Origin of the sequence: Rhodococcus sp. EPR-134, from assembly GCF_001647205.1 — a bacterium.
GTDB lineage: Bacteria > Actinomycetota > Actinomycetes > Mycobacteriales > Mycobacteriaceae > Rhodococcus_F > Rhodococcus_F qingshengii.
Map to the genome: position 1 here is coordinate 1 of NZ_LVCT01000487.1, position 14,780 is coordinate 14,780.

The window sequence follows — 14,780 nt, forward strand, 5'->3', positions numbered from 1 at the left end:
ATCGGGAGATTTCGCGGTCACCGATACCGAAGAGACCGTCCGGGCAATACTCGGTATGGCGCAGTCACTGCCGCGTTGGTTCCAGACCGGCGGTCCGATGTCACCGTCGCAATTGGCGGAGAAGTACGTCGATATCGCTTTTCACACGGTCGGCTATCGGCCGTAAAGTGCATCGCTCGTGAACGAAGGTGGGCAACAGGTCGAAAACCTGTTGCCCACCTTCAGTATTCATACTTCGGCATTCACTCGGTGTCAGAGTCGCGTAACTTCGAGTCCGCCCTCGTGGTAGTCGGCGCGAAGGCGTTTCTTGTCGAACTTGCCGACGCTCGTCTTCGGGACTTCCTGGACCACGGCCCAGTTCTCGGGCAGCTGCCACTTGGCAACCTTGTCCGAAAGGTACTGTTGCAGTTCGGACATGGTGGTTTCGGAACCAGCGCGAAGAACAACCGCAACCAACGGGCGCTCGTCCCACTTCTCGTCCGGCACGCCGATGACGGCAGCTTCGGTGACGTCAGGGTGACCCATGACGGCGTTCTCGAGGTCGACCGAGGAGATCCATTCGCCGCCGGACTTGATGATGTCCTTGGAGCGGTCGGACAGGCTCAGGAAGCCGTCGGCCGTGATGGATCCGACGTCGCCGGTCTTGAGCCAGCCGTCGTTGAACTTGTCTTCCGCATCGACGCCGTAGTACGACCCGGTGATCCAGGGGCCGCGCACTTCGAGCTCGCCGACGGAAACGCCGTCGTGTGCAACAACTTTGCCGTCGTCGTCGATGAGACGTGCCTCGACGGATGCCGGGAATCGCCCCTGGGAGTAGCGGTACTTCCACATTGCGTCGCCGGTGACGCCGGCCGGCGGGCGGGCGACGGATCCGAGCGGGGAGGTTTCGGTCATGCCCCAGGCATGCAGGACGGAGACGTTGTGATCGGCTTCGAATGCGTGCATGAGGGCCGGCGGTACCGCGGACCCACCGATCAGAACCTCGCGCATCGAGGAGATGTCCTGCGGGTTCTGCTCGAGGTAGAGGTGCAGGCCCTGCCAGATGGTGGGGACGGCTGCGGCGAACGTCGGCTTCTCGCTGGCGATGATCGCAGCCAACGGGGCAGGCTGGAGGAAGCGGTCGGGCATGATCAGCGAAGCACCGATCATGAATGCGGCGTAGGGAAGTCCCCACGACATGGCGTGGAACTGAGGCACCACGGCGAGTGCACGATCGCCCTGCGCGAGGTTGGGGCCGTCGCTCATGCAGACCTGCATGGAGTGCAGGTAGATCGAACGGTGGGAGTAGACGACGCCCTTGGGGTCACCCGTGGTGCCGGACGTGTAACACATTGCGGCAGCGCTCAGTTCGTCGACCTCGGGCCAGTCGAACTCGGTGGGCTGATCGGCGATCAAGCCCTCGTAGGTGTGAACCTGCACTCCCTCGGGAGCTTCGAGTCCTGCAGTGGAGGAGCCGGTGACGACGATGTGTTTGACGGTGGTCAGCGACGGAAGCTGCGGAGAGAGAAGCGGAATCAGGGACGGGTCGACGATGATCACGCGGTCCTCGGCGTGATTGGCGACATGGATCAACTGCTCGGGGAACAGACGAATGTTCAGGGTGTGGAGCACAGCGCCCATCGAGGGGATCGCCAGGTACGCCTCGAGGTGCTCGGAGTTGTTCCACATGAACGTGGCGACTCGCTCGTCGCCCTCGACGCCGAGCCCGCGCAGGGCGTGCGCAAGCTGAGCACAGCGCTTGCCGACGTCAGCGTAGGACACACGGCGCGGGCCGGACTCGGTCCACGTGACAACCTCGGAAGCGCCGTGAACGGAGGCACCGTGGCGGAGAAGTTGAGCAATGGAGAGGGGGGCGTCTTGCATGGTGCTCAGCATGGGCTGCTCCTGTGTGGTGTGTGAGACCGGTGCTTTTGCCCACGGGCCGTCACAAACGATGTGCTGTGGCTGCCAGATTAGTCACAGCCCCGAAGTGCTCGCTAGTGACCCACTGCACTGGCGAAGAACCACGCTATGAGTAGCGCTCCCGGATCGACTACTCCGCGAGCGGCTTCGCCCACATAACTTGCACGTCCGCGGTTCGCGAGCATGGTTTCGGTCGACTCCGCCCCGGCCGCTGCGGCTTCCGCTGCGCTCGCCAGCGCAGCATCTCGATCGGCTTCCGAGCTCACGGATTGCTCCAACGACTCGACCGCCGGAACTATCGCGTCGACCATCGTCTTGTCGCCGACGCGTGCGCCGCCGAGCGAGGTGATGTTGTCGAGTCCCGCTCGCGCTGCAGCCGCGATCGCGCCGAGGTCGAGTTCGGAGTCCGCCGAGTCTGCGGCAACGCGGAAGAAATGCCGGAACCAGATGCCGAACAATGCGCCGGAGGTGCCACCGGCGTGGCCGAGGTACGCCTGTGAGACTGCATCGAATATCGTTGCGGTGGAGTACGTGTCACGGATCGCCGAGATGTCGAGTTGATCCAGTGCGGCCACCATGTTGGTCCCGAAATCGCCGTCGCCCGCTCGTCGGTCGAGATCGGTCAGTGCCGGTTCCTGATCCAGTACCTTCTCGGCCCAGTCCGCAATCCAGCTTCCGACGAAGCTGCTTTCGGCGGTGCGTGAGGTGTCGGGTGTGAATGTGGGACCGAAAGATTCGCGCGTGCCCATGCCGGTGTACTCACGCGCTATAGCATTCGGCCAGGCGGGCGCTTTTGTTGGTGCGTCCCATAATTCGAGGATTTCTTTGTCTGTGCGAACAAGGGTGATGGACGCGCCTGCCATGTTCAATGCAGTGACGAAGGTTCCGATCAGTGTCCGCTCGATGTGAATTCCCTGTTCGTCCAGATAATCTCCGAGTTCGGCGAACAGAAGTTGCAACTCCAGCGGGTGGGTGGCGCCGAGACCGTTGACGACGGCGATGACGCGGTCGCCTTCGGCGAGACTCAGGGACTTGATGATCGGGTCCGTCAGCCGCCGCACCAATTCCGGTGCGGGCAGGGCGTCCACGCGTTCTGTGCCGCGTTCGCCGTGGATGCCGATACCGAGTTCCATCTGACCCGCCGGCAAGTCGAACGACGGCTCGTCAGCCCCCGGCAAAGTGCATGGGCGAAGGGCGACGGCCATGCTCCGAGCGGAGTGCGCGACGTGTTGTCCGACCCGGGTCACCTCGGCCAGGTCGTCGCCGCGGGCGGCGGATGCGCCGCAGACCTTCTCCACCACGATGGTTGCCGCAGTACCGCGTCGCCCCGGGCCACTGCCGTCTGCGCGTTCGGTCGCGACGTCGTCGTCGACCAGGACGACGTCCGTATCGATCTTGTCCTCGCGTAGCAACTCTCGGGCGATACCGAAGTTCATCACGTCGCCGGTGTAGTTCTTCACGATGTGAAGGACGCCGCCGCCGGCGTCGGCAGCCTTGGATCCCTCGTGGATCTGAAGTGCATTGGGTGAGCTGAAGACCAATCCGGGGCAGACGGCTGTGAGCATTCCTTCGCCGATGAATCCGGCGTGCATGGGTTCGTGGCCTGAACCGCCGCCGGAGACGAGCGCGACCCGTCCGCGGGGAAGTGGCCTTGCGCGTGTGAGGTACCCAGGGTCGGGATTCCACGCGATGTCGTCGGTGGATGCGATCAACCCACGGAGTGCGTCGGGAACAAATGTCTTTGCGCTGCGCATGAACATCACTTCAGAGTAGGTCTAACGTCGACTTCGGGCACGGATCACGATCGACGAGAGGTGGACGGCGTGAAATTGGGGTTGGTACTTGCCGGTGGCGGCGTTGCGGGAATCGCCTGGGAAACAGGTTTTCTGTTGGGCCTTCAGGACAAATCACCGGACACTGCCGCTGCGCTGCTGACGGCGGACGTGTTGATCGGCACTTCCGCAGGTTCCACGGTGAGCGCTCAGATAGCGAGCGGCGTGACACTGCAAGAGCTTTTCGACGCACAAACAGCGGAGGCCACCGGGGAGCTCGACCCGAAGGTCGATGTCGAGGTACTCGGTCAGATGTTCGTCGACGCGATCGCAGGATCGCAGGACCGGGCCGAGCAGCTCCGTTTGCTCGGCGAAGCAGCGATGAGAGCCGATACCGTCGAACCTGCCGTGCGTCGCGCGGTCATCGAGGCGAGGCTGCCCAATCGGTTGTGGCCCGACCGGGAGTTGCGCATCCCGGCGATCAACGCACAGACCGGTGAGTTGAGGGTGTTCGGCAACGCTGACGGCGTAGAACTGATCGACGCAGTCGGAGCAAGTTGCGCCGTACCAGGGGTGTGGCCGGTAGTCGTGATCGAGGGCGAGCGGTACATGGACGGCGGAATGGCGAGTGGCTCGAATGTTCATCTGGCTGCCGACTGCGATGTGGTCGTGGTTCTTTCACCCGCAGCCGACCCCGCCCCGAATCTTCTGGGCGGCAGTCTACGAGAGGAAATCGACGTGATGACGCCCTTGCCCGTGCTGCCTGTCTTCGCCGACGACGCCGTCGTCGAAGCGATCGGAACGAACTCGCTTTCACCGACAACCAGGCGCCCCGCAGCCGAACTCGGCCGCGAACAGGGCCGTCGAACCGCCGACGAGATCGCCGCGTTTCTGGTGACGGCATGAGCGCCGCACGGATTGCCGTCGTCGTGCGCCCGGAGCAATCTCCGGAAGATCTGGTTCGACATGCCAGGTATGCAGACGAAGTCGGTATCGACGAGGTCTGGTTGTGGGAAGACTGCTTCTTCGGCGGAGGAATAGCCACTGCTGCAACTGTATTGGCTGAGACCGATCGCGTGGGTGTGGCGATCGGTGTGCTGCCGACCCCGATGCGCAACACCGCGATCACGGCGATGGAGATTTCAGCGCTGGCCAGAGTTCATCCGGATCGACTACGGGTTGGCTTCGGTCACGGCGTTCAGAGTTGGATGCGGCAGATCGGGGCCAAAGCCGAATCGCCGTTGACCCTCCTGCGGGAGCAGTTCGGAGCAGTCGAGCGGCTACTGGGCGGTGAGTCGGTGACGGTGTCCGGTCGATACGTGAATCTCACGGACGTCACGCTGGCGTGGCCACCGGAGACGGTGCCGCAGTTGCTCGTCGGCGCCACGGGGCCAAAGACTTTGGCGCTCAGTGGCGAGTTGGCGCAGGGCACCGTGCTCTCGGGTGGGACGACCCCGGACGGCGTGCGTCGGGCGATCGCTCACATCGGGGCGTCGGATCACGAGGTCGTCGTCTACGTCATCTGTGCTTTCGGTTCCGGCGGTCGTGAGCGCGCCCTTGCCGAGGCCGCAGCGTCCGGTAGCGAGTCGCCGGAGGATGCGATTGCCGTGGGCAACGCGGCCGAAGTCGCGGCAGCAACACGGCGATGGGTTGCAGCAGGTGCAACCACCGTGGTACTCCAACCGACTGTTGACGAGCCGGATGTCCGCGAGTTCATTCGCTTTGTCGCGCAGGAGGTTCAACCCCTGGTGGCGTAGTTCAGAAGGTTACTCTGGACAGAACCGCGTCGATGTCGGCAGTGCTCACGTCGCGATGTGTCACGAACCGAACCTTCCCGGCAACGGTGACCGCGCCGACATCGACAGCGGCGAGCTGAGCAACGGTGACCGACGGATCAGCTGTCGCGGCCAGAACGATGTTGGTGGCAGGTTCGTCGACGGCCCAACCGCGTTCACGAAGCCCCGACGCGAGGCGCTGCGCGTTGTCGTGATCGTCGGAGAGGCGAGCTTGTGAGCGCAACGCGACGATGCCGGCTGCGGCCAGCACTCCGCCCTGACGAACGCCGCCGCCGAGCATCTTGCGGATCCTTCGGGCTTCGGTGATCAATTCGGGTGATGCGGCGAGTATCGAGCCGACCGGCGCACCGAGTCCCTTACTCAGGCACACCTGAACGGTATCGGCGCCGGAAGTCAATTCGGTGGGCGAAACATCGAGTGCAGCAGCGGCATTCCAGAGACGGGCGCCGTCGAGGTGAATCTTCAAGCCGCGTGATCGCGCTGCGTCGACCAGCTTCGTCCATTCGGTCTGATTCATGACGGCACCGCCGGCGAAGTTATGAGTATTCTCGAGACAGAGCAGCGTGGTGTTCAACGCGAAGTACGGGCCGGGGGAGCCCGCCGCCTTCACAACAGTCTCGGGGGTGGGACGTCCGGGTCCGCCGTCGTGCGGCAACGCCATCGGCATTCCCTGGGCGAGCCAGGCAGCGGTGCCCAATTCGGAGCCCAAGACGTGAGAGTGTTCCGGTGCCAGGAACTGATCGCCGCGGTGAAGGTGCAGCATCAGCGCAATCAGGTTGCCCATCGATCCGCTCGGCACCCACAGTGCCGCCGGTAAACCCAGAGTGTGCGCCACCTCTTCCTCGAGCGCCGCCATGGTCGGGTCGTGATCGAGGACGTCGTCACCGACCTCGGCGTCGGCCATCGCCTTCCGCATCTCCGCATCAGGCTTGGTGACGGTGTCCGAGCGTAGGTCGATGTACGACGAAGTCATGGCTCATTCGATCAAGCCGCGTGTTCCGGCGTCAAACCGCGGTATTTCCAGGACGGCTCTTCCGGCCTGATAAATCGATATCGCTGAGGATGCCTTCCGTGTGATGATGAGCGTCGGCAATAGCCGGTGACGAGAACAAGAAGTGGAAGGGGACAGGCATGCGCGACTGGAAGCAAGCGTTGCACCTGCGCGGGCACTCACCCCGCGGTATTTCCCATCCCGCATTCGGGGAACAGAGCGGCGCTGGATATATGCCGTTCCCCATTTCTTGCATTTGCTCCTGACCCGTCTTCGTGTCCAGGAGTTTCACTCCTCGACACGAACTGAGAACTCTCATGCGGAACCCGAACCGCGCACTTGCTCACAGTTGGATGAACCGCCCCGTCCGGGTACTCAACGCTACGTACGAGTACCTCGGGGAAGTGAGCGCCGATCGTGCGGTCGTCCTGATCGCCACCGGCTCCGCGCAGTCCACCGAAGACGTGACCCCGATATTTCCGGTGCGCTCCAAGCACGTCGAAATCCCACTTCCGAGGACGATCCTGCTCGCCGAGTACGTGTACGTTGCTCACCGGGTGACGGTCACCGATTCCAGTCGGGCCACTTTTGCCGGTGTCTTCGACCGGGACGGTCGTCAATGTGCGTACTGCGCCGCCCGGGCAACGACCATCGACCATGTCCAGCCGCGGAGCCGTAACGGGCCCAACACGTGGGGAAATCTGGTGGCGTGCTGCAGTTCCTGCAATCAGCGCAAGGCGGATCGCACTCCGACCGAGGCCGGTATGCGGCTGCTGTGGGAGCCGAAGGCACCTCGGCGCATCGAGAAAGTGCAGCAGGAGATCTGGCGTGAATTGAGTCGGACGTGACAGTCGAAGGGAGCCAGTGATGTGCGCTGACGAAATCTCCAATTTGGCTGAGCTTTTGCCGATCTCGGACGACCGGACGTGGTGGCAGGCGGAATGCCGAGGAGACCCCGAGCCGGACCGGTGGTTTCCCTTTCCGTCCGAGGGATACGACTACGCGACCGACGTGTGCAACAGGTGCCCGATTGCGGAATCGTGTCGCGAATTCGCCTCTGCCACTGGCCAGACCGGAATCTGGGGAGGAGTGAAGTTCGAGCAGGGCAGGATCGTCGCGGCGTGAGGGATCAGATTCCCGGCTCCGCGGCGATCGTACCGGCCGATACCGCCCGGCACAGAGCGTAGTGGTCACGTTCGGTTTGATCGGCGTAGAGCCGAGCAAACCGGGTGAGGGCGGTATCGACCGCGTCCGAGGTTCCCAGGTAACCGGAAATCAGTGACGCGCCACTGGTTCGTGCATGCCCCTTGGCCAGTAGGCGACCGCAGATCGCGACATAGTCGGTCAAGGCCGCTGCATCGATATTGTTCAGGTCCACAGAACCTTTCATGTTCCGGAACTGACGGACGTAGTACTGGCGGTCGTCCACGGTGCACCACCCGAGCAGTGGATCGCTGACTGTCTGGAGAGCCTGCTGGTATTCCGCGACGCGTCGTCCTTGATGGTCGTGCCAGGCCGAGTCACCGTGCACGAAGGGTGCAACGACGGATCGGCGAGCCTGCTTGAGCTGCAAGAAGATGACGTCGTCCGGGATGCTCCCTTCGCACAGGGCCACATAGGCGCGCAGAGCGACACTCCCGACTCCGACAACCCGGTGCGCGACGTCGATGACGTTGTATCCCGAGACGACTCGGCGCCAGTGTGGTGCAAGGGTTTCGAGATACTCGTCCAGACCCTCCAGGAGGAAGTCGGTGTCCTGCGGCGTGAGTCGTGTTGTGAGCGGCGGGTTCTCGACCAACTGGCGCCGTCCGTGATCCTCGACGGTGAACCGCGGCACCGCATGGTCACTCGTACGCCGCCGGGCGCGCTCCGCGGCGCGCCTGATCTCGGCCAGCAACCCAGGATCGGTGACGTGGTCGGTGAGTCCGTCGAGATCGACCCGGTCGAAGGAGCGATCGAACAGCGGACGCTCGGAGAGCTTCGCCAAGTGGAGGCGATACGCGGACACACACGAGGTTGTTGCTGTTTCGCATTGAGCTTCGGTGAGACCGTTCTGTCGACCGGCCACCCAGATGCTCGCAGCCAGCCTTCGTAGATCCCATTCCCAGGGGCCGGGATGTGCTTCGTCGAAATCGTTGAGGTCTATGACAAGTTCGCGTTCCGGAGATCCGTAGAACCCGAAGTTTCCGACGTGCGCATCTCCACAGATGACGGGAGTGATGCCGGTGGACGGCAGCTGCGCCATGTCCTCCGCCATCAATCCGGCGGTACCGCGCAGGAATCCGTATGGCGAAGCGACCATTCGCCCCACACGGATCGGAACCAACCAGTCGAGTCTTCCCTCGTGTGCCGTGTTGACCTGATCGACCGGGTCACGTCGATCGGATGGGGGCGTCCAGTCGCCGAGCGACGATCGCGCCACTCGCTTGCGCAGGCCTTTCCCGATCTTGCGACGCTCACTGCGCGGCGTCTGACGCGCCCGCAAAGTCGCCCTGCCGTCCGGTTCGTTCTCGAGAGCCAGCTGACCGGCAGGCCTGTTCAGCGGGTCCATGTCGGGCTCTCTTTCGTCGGGCGTGCGAAACTCGCGCTCGATCTTATGCCCGCCGGATTGTGCGCCGCGCGACGAGTTCCTTAACTACCCGCCTGGGCAATCAACTCGACAGCGCGGTCGGCGCACAGTTCAGGATCCGGCATTCTCCCGATACCGAGGCATTCGACAACGGCGAACGACGCATCCGGTGTGGTTTCCACGCCGAGCGCCCACCCGAAGTAGTGATTCCAGGCGAGTACGGCTCGGTGGCCACTGTGCTGCGGAATCTCGCTGCCCAGAACGAGTACTGCGTCGAACGCGGGGCCGTCGCACCAGATGACCGATTCGGCGAAGGTGGAGCTGGCGACGGCGACTACGTACCTGTGACAAGTCGATTCACTCGGAATGGCGATGTGTGCACGCATGGTCGCTCCTCCGGCTCGGTTGCGATCGGAGGGTTCCCCGTTGCCGGCGCCGAAAAAACGCTTGTCAGATTACGTCCCGGCCACAGATCTACGACGCAGACGGTGCCTGAGATGTTTTTGTGCTGCCCGCGCGACCGAGCGAGTCGAGAGATACTGTTCGGCCGGTATCAACCGGGAACCGAACAAGTAGAACCTTCGGGCTTCGTCGTGGTCGTGGGTGGCCGCGGAGATGAGCAGACGTTCGATCGCGGTGAACTTTCGCCCACCGGCGTAACCGCTCATGTAGTCGATGTGATTCGTCATACTTGCTCTGGCGCTACGGTATTCGGTCAATGCAGCGGTCACGTTCCGATGTGAGTCGAGTGTGTCTGCCGGCGTCTCCGTCAGCATGTGCGCGGTCGCATCGACCAGCATCTGAGCGGTCTCGAGTGCCCACGAGCATCCGATACCCCACAACGGGTCGTTGGTTGCCGCAGCGTCGCCGATGAGTGCGAACCCGTTACCTACGGGTTCGGTGAGGGTTGTGGAGAAGTGTTTGGTACCAACGATCTTCCCGACGATGTGCTCTCGCCGAACAAGCGGAGCGCCGGGTAATGCGTTGGCGTACTCGAGGAAAGCAGTAGACAGGTCGTCAGCGAACGAGCCGAGCTTGTCGAGGGCAGGGAAGACCACCAGCACGCTGATTCCGCCGTCGTTGGGGAGCAGATAGGCGACGTCGGGATCCATGAACCACGACAATGACGTTTCTCCGCCGGGTCGTTCAAGTCCGGAGAGTTGGGCGAAATAGCTGAAACGCCCGTTGGATGCAGTCACGGAGTCGCAACGAGCGGATCGTGCGACGGTCGAATCCTTGCCGTCCGCTCCGACGGTCAATCGTGCTTCGACAGTGAAGACCGAACCCTGTTCGGTGCCGTAGACGCCTGCAGTAGTGCCGTTCTCGGTCAGCAGTCCGGAAACGCGATACCCGAGAAGAAGGTCGACGTTCGGGTAGTCGTTCGCGAGTTGGCGCAGTAGGGGGTCGAGAGTTTCCCTTCGGACGTTGAACCCAGGTGGCGGTGAGTTCTCTGCCGCGTCAGGGGTGATCACTCCCCAAGGGGTCCAGAATGTCGGAATGGTTTCCACCATTCCCAGGGCGAGCAGTTTTTCCGTGGCGCCGAGTCGTTGCAAGATCGGGGCACCGCACGGTTGCAGGTGGTGAGTGCACAGGACTTTGTGCGCCCGGATGTCGGAGCGAGCGTCGAGAAGCGCTATCCGCAGACCTTGCTGGGCGTACATGATTGCGGCCGCGCATCCCGCGATGCTCGCGCCGACAATCACAACGTCATACTTTTCCCGTGCCTTCGAAGTCACTCGATCAGCTTAATGCATAAGGTTATAACTTAAATATGACTGGATTCAGTCATCGTGTTCGGGCGTTAAGTCCCGAACTGCGGCCCGGATGGACTGTTCACGAAGCTCGTTCTCTCTGCGCAGTTCACGACGCCGACGCCCGGCCTCGAATCGCTGCCTCGCGATTGTTCCGGTCGGCCGGAGTTGGGGTACCTCAGCCGGTTTCCCGTCGCTTCCCATCGCCACCATCGTGAAATAGCAACTATTGGTGTGTCGAGATTTTCCGAGAAGAATGTCTTCGGTTTCGACTCGAATTCCGATTTCCATCGAGGTGCGCCCGGTGTAATTGACGGAAGCGCTGAACGTGACGAGTTCGCCGACATGCACCGGTTCGCGGAACACCACACGATCCACCGACAGAGTCACGACGTAGGTCTGGGCATATCGACTCGCGCACGCATAGGCAACCTGGTCGAGAAACTTCAGAATCGTTCCGCCGTGCACGTTGCCCGAGAAGTTTGACATGTCCGGCGTCATGAGGACGGACATGGACAAGGTTTGTTTCGATGCTTGCTGCGATGCTTGCTTCAATTCAGGTAGGGAGTTCGATTCAGACATCAAGCGGGCCTCTTCGGTTCGGTGGACGGTGAAGAGACCGTATCCGGCAAAGAGGGTTACCCGCGCGTTCGTAAGAGCGCGGTGTCAGAGTTCGGGACAGTGCCCGTGTGGAGGACGTATTCGCTGGTGGCGACGGGGCCGGCCGCGCTCGACCTGAGACAGGGTGCGAGCGTCGAGCGGAGGTGCGCTGACATCGAAGCCCAATTCCCTGCGCCTCGAACCGCCTCGCGAAAGTTCTTCAACGCCGGCGCCTGGTCGCACAGTTCCTCGACGGGATCCGAACCGGCTGGTAGTTGCCACTCGAGCAGGTGCGAGGCCGAGCTCACCGACTCCAATCCAGCTGCTGCCTTCTCGAATTCGCTCGGGCTCGACCATGTCGTCGGTAGTGGTGTGATGCCATTCCACGCAGAGGCGGCCTCCCTTCGGAGTGCTGCTGCCCACCCGTTCTCCGACCACGTTGCGACACAAATGCTTCCACCCGGGCGGGTCACCCGCATCATCTCTGCGAGGGCGATCGCAGGGTTGGGACAGAAGATGATCCCGAAGATGCTGACACAGGCGTCGGCGCTCGAATCCGACCACGGCAGAGACTGTGCATCGCCGATCGTGAAAGTGGGTTCGGTAGTTCCGGGGCGAGGAATCCAGCGTTCGCGCGCGACCTCCAGCTGGCTGGCGGAGAGGTCGAGTGCGTGGACCGCGATCCCGGACTGGGCCGCCGGGAGCGTAAAGTTCCCCGTTCCGGCGCAGACGTCGTACGCCGTGCTCACGTGCCCGATCGAGCGCAGCGCCTCTGTCGATGCAGGTGAGAGTTGTTCGGCAAGAGGGGAATATGCCGCACCGTTCCAGTTTCCCCGATTCACGACAAGCTCCTTTCGACTGCGTCGATGACCGTATCGAGCGCTGCGCCTGCCGCACGCGCTGCTTCGCCGGGGTTGCGTTCCTCGATGGCAGCGATCAAGGGTCGGTGCTCGTCGACGTGGAAACCTGGACCGACACTGACGGCGGACAGCGAATCCGTCACGGCGGCAAGGACTCCCCGGTAGACGTCGATCAGTGCGGAATTGTGGGACGCCTCGACGATCGAAAGGTGCAAGGCCATGCCGGCTTCGACAGTGAAGCCGCCGACGTGACCGGGGTGGGCATTCCAGGCTGCATGTATCCGCGCGAGATCTTCGGGGGTGTGGCGCTGCGCTGCAAGTCGCGCGGCTTCGACCTCGAGTCCGCGTCGCAGGCTCAGTACGTCGAGAACGTCACCTATGGCGAGCCTGCGCCCGAGTAGTCCTTCGACCGGCGACGCCGCCATGACGTACACGCCGCCACCGTGACGAACGGACAGAACTCCGGCGTGGGCAAGCGCCCGTACCGCTTCGCGCATGGTGTTTCGGGCGACTCCCAATTCTTCGACCAATGCGGTCTCCGGCGGGAGTTTTGATCCGACGGGCCATCGACCGGTCGAGATCGCCTCCTCGATCGCCGCGGCGACGATGTCTACCTTGCGTCCGGAATCGGCCATGTATGTCACCTCGGATAAGTGGGTCAATGACTTGATCGAGGTTAGCGTGCCCGACCAAGTGGGTCAATGACTCGGAAATTACCCGCGTACGTCCAGGCTGCGGGCGTAGTGCTCCTTGAATACCTCGAGATGTGCCCAAGATTCCAAGCCGCTGACACCGTCGATCCCGCGGATTCGTTCGGACAGCGCATGCAGGTCGCTCGAGGAGTTGGCGGCAACCGTCGCGATCACGTCGTATCGTCCGAGGGTCCGGGCGAGGAATTCGATTCCGGGCAGCGACTCGATCTCCGATACCGCGTTGTCGTCCCGTGAGCCCAGATTGACGCCGATGCCCATCGCCAGCGTTCGGCCACCACCTCGCCGCTTGACGACAGCGCCGACGCGCAGTGCCGTGCTCGCGATCAGATGATTGACCCGGTTGCGCACGGCGCTCGGCGACAGTCCGGTGTGTTCGGCCAGCTCGAGAAAGGGCATTCGCCCGTTGCGCTCGAGCAGTTCGATCAACGCGACATCTGTCGAGTCGAGTCGGATATCGGCTTGTAAAGCGGTCTCGGGCATGAAGATTCCCTTGATGACGTCGACGTAGACCAGCGTGCTCACGGATCGAACGCCACGTTGTGAGCGGAGTTCGGCGATGGCACGGTACAGATCGTCGTGACTGGGCACCCGAAGTTCCGCAATCACGTTGTACTGCCCGCTGACTGCCGAGATGTAGACGGCGGCCTCGGATGCGATCAACGCGTCCAGCACCGGGGTCATCGGTCCGGACACTGCGATCGAGACGTTTGCAAGCGCCTTCAGCCCGAGAAGTTCGGGGTGCGCGACGGCCACTACGGACACCGTTCCCGAGTCGAGTAGCGCCTGCACTCTGGTGGACACCGCCGCTCGTGGGGCGTCGACCGCCACGGACAGTTCGCAGTACGTCGCTCGCCCGTTGCGCTGAAGTGCGGCAATGAGCTTGGAATCGAGATCGACCGTCATGGTTGCCCCAACTTTTCCAGAGATTTTTCTGTATGAGCTTCCTATTAGAACAGTCGCATGTGGCCATGGATGATGTGGATAAGTGCAGAAATGCTCAAGAACTCATACAAAAAAGTTGTATACCGCCTGGTCTGAAACTTTGATGCATTGCATAGCTCCAGGTCAGGGCGTAGTTTTCGCTCAACACGCAGTGACCTGCACCACCATCTCGACGAAGGACCACCATGCGCAAGTTGCACACGCACGAAGCCTCGCCTCTCGACGCCACCGGCACGATCTTCACCGGCGCCAAGATCCACACCGTTGACGACAGCACGGTGGGAGCCGAAGCGTTCCTGGTGTTCGGAAACCGCTTTGCAGCGGTGGGAACGCTCGAGGAATGCCGCACCGAGGCGCGTCGGCTGAGCACTCGCACAACCGCGGTGGTCGAACTCGACGGCGCCACCGTCGTCCCCGGCTTCGTCGATCCACATGCACACCCGTTGATGTACGGGCAGATGCTCAGCTGGGTGGACTGTGGGCCGGAGAAGGCACATTCCATCCCCGGAATCATTGCGCTACTTCAGGAAGCGGCGCTCACAGCACCTGCGGGCGTCCCGATTCGCGGATACGGCTACGAGCACCGCAACCTGATCGAAGGGCGTCACCCGCTCAAGGAAGAGCTCGATCAGGTGGCCACCGATCGCGAGGTCTACCTCATGAACGCGAGCGGTCACGGCGGCGTCGTCAACTCCTTCACTTTCGACAAGCACGGTATCGACGCGAGCACCGAGAATCCGGCCGGTGGCGAGTTCTTCCGAGATGAAGACGGCGAACTCACCGGTGAGCTCTCCGACGCCGCGTGCAACATTCTCACCGGCGTCAACGGAGTGAAGGTCGGCCATCACGGCCCCAACTTCCATCTCGAGGACGAGCCGGAAGAG

Annotated in this window: 15 protein-coding genes and 1 pseudogene; 6 read left to right on the forward strand and 10 right to left on the reverse strand. The window is 62.6% G+C overall.

Features of this window, described 5'->3' with window-relative positions:
* Positions 1–166, forward strand: a pseudogene (locus A2J01_RS36530) (TetR/AcrR family transcriptional regulator); the annotation flags it as partial.
* An 86-nt stretch (positions 167–252) separates the two neighbouring features.
* On the opposite strand, the gene A2J01_RS22450 reads toward A2J01_RS36530, so the two are convergent.
* Both A2J01_RS22450 and A2J01_RS22455 read right to left on the reverse strand, forming a co-directional pair.
* Positions 253–1,875, reverse strand: a complete 1,623-nt coding sequence (locus A2J01_RS22450; protein WP_003943212.1) for a long-chain fatty acid--CoA ligase — start codon at positions 1,873–1,875, stop codon at positions 253–255.
* A gap of 101 nt (positions 1,876–1,976) precedes the next feature.
* A complete protein-coding gene (locus tag A2J01_RS22455; RefSeq protein ID WP_064113626.1) occupies positions 1,977–3,662 on the reverse strand; it encodes a dihydroxyacetone kinase family protein in 1,686 nt (561 codons plus the stop codon).
* 54 nt (positions 3,663–3,716) lie between these two features.
* On the opposite strand from A2J01_RS22455, the gene A2J01_RS22460 reads away from it, so the two are divergent.
* Together A2J01_RS22460 and A2J01_RS22465 are read left to right on the forward strand one after the other, a co-directional pair.
* A complete protein-coding gene (locus A2J01_RS22460; RefSeq protein WP_058038372.1) occupies positions 3,717–4,580 on the forward strand; it encodes a patatin-like phospholipase family protein in 864 nt (287 codons plus the stop codon).
* Positions 4,577–5,431 (forward strand): LLM class flavin-dependent oxidoreductase, encoded by an 855-nt coding sequence (locus A2J01_RS22465; RefSeq protein WP_030536134.1) that lies wholly within the window; start codon positions 4,577–4,579, stop codon positions 5,429–5,431. Before A2J01_RS22460 ends, A2J01_RS22465 begins: the two co-directional genes overlap by 4 nt.
* A 1-nt stretch (position 5,432) precedes the next feature.
* Here the strand turns inward: A2J01_RS22465 and A2J01_RS22470 are convergent, their stop codons facing one another.
* Complete coding sequence (locus A2J01_RS22470; RefSeq protein WP_064113627.1) at positions 5,433–6,443, reverse strand: threonine aldolase family protein; 1,011 nt, start codon at positions 6,441–6,443, stop codon at positions 5,433–5,435.
* Positions 6,444–6,778: 335 nt separating this feature from the next.
* Between A2J01_RS22470 and A2J01_RS22475 the strand changes: the two genes are divergently transcribed.
* Positions 6,779–7,309, forward strand: coding sequence for an HNH endonuclease (locus A2J01_RS22475; RefSeq protein ID WP_156519360.1), 531 nt, complete (start codon positions 6,779–6,781; stop codon positions 7,307–7,309).
* A gap of 19 nt (positions 7,310–7,328) precedes the next feature.
* The gene (locus A2J01_RS22480; protein WP_003943196.1) at positions 7,329–7,586 is read left to right on the forward strand and encodes a WhiB family transcriptional regulator; all 258 of its coding nucleotides are present in this window, start codon (positions 7,329–7,331) and stop codon (positions 7,584–7,586) included.
* Between the two features lie 4 nt (positions 7,587–7,590).
* On the opposite strand, the gene A2J01_RS22485 is transcribed toward A2J01_RS22480, so the two are convergent.
* The 7 genes from A2J01_RS22485 to A2J01_RS22515 all read right to left on the reverse strand — a co-directional run bounded on the left by A2J01_RS22485 (position 7,591) and on the right by A2J01_RS22515 (position 13,857).
* Positions 7,591–9,012, reverse strand: a complete 1,422-nt coding sequence (locus tag A2J01_RS22485) for a DUF2252 domain-containing protein (RefSeq protein ID WP_064113628.1) — start codon at positions 9,010–9,012, stop codon at positions 7,591–7,593.
* A gap of 80 nt (positions 9,013–9,092) precedes the next feature.
* Entirely contained in the window at positions 9,093–9,416 is a 324-nt protein-coding gene (locus tag A2J01_RS22490; RefSeq protein WP_003942947.1) for a DUF6292 family protein, read from the reverse strand.
* 69 nt (positions 9,417–9,485) lie between these two features.
* A complete protein-coding gene (locus A2J01_RS22495) occupies positions 9,486–10,766 on the reverse strand; it encodes an NAD(P)/FAD-dependent oxidoreductase (protein WP_231915875.1) in 1,281 nt (426 codons plus the stop codon).
* A gap of 45 nt (positions 10,767–10,811) precedes the next feature.
* Positions 10,812–11,363, reverse strand: a complete 552-nt coding sequence (locus A2J01_RS22500) for an acyl-CoA thioesterase (RefSeq protein WP_042451572.1) — start codon at positions 11,361–11,363, stop codon at positions 10,812–10,814.
* 56 nt (positions 11,364–11,419) lie between these two features.
* Positions 11,420–12,223: a class I SAM-dependent methyltransferase gene (locus A2J01_RS22505; RefSeq protein WP_064113630.1), complete on the reverse strand. Its 804-nt coding sequence runs from the start codon at positions 12,221–12,223 to the stop codon at positions 11,420–11,422.
* On the reverse strand, positions 12,220–12,876 hold the full coding sequence (locus A2J01_RS22510) for a FadR/GntR family transcriptional regulator (RefSeq protein ID WP_030536128.1): 657 nt from the start codon (positions 12,874–12,876) through the stop codon (positions 12,220–12,222). The genes A2J01_RS22505 and A2J01_RS22510 overlap by 4 nt, the downstream gene beginning before the upstream one ends.
* Before the next feature lie 78 nt (positions 12,877–12,954).
* Positions 12,955–13,857, reverse strand: coding sequence for an Lrp/AsnC family transcriptional regulator (locus tag A2J01_RS22515; protein WP_064113631.1), 903 nt, complete (start codon positions 13,855–13,857; stop codon positions 12,955–12,957).
* Positions 13,858–14,081: 224 nt separating this feature from the next.
* On the opposite strand from A2J01_RS22515, the gene A2J01_RS22520 reads away from it, so the two are divergent.
* On the forward strand, positions 14,082–14,780 hold a 699-nt coding region (locus A2J01_RS22520; protein ID WP_156519361.1), incomplete at its 3' end, for an amidohydrolase family protein.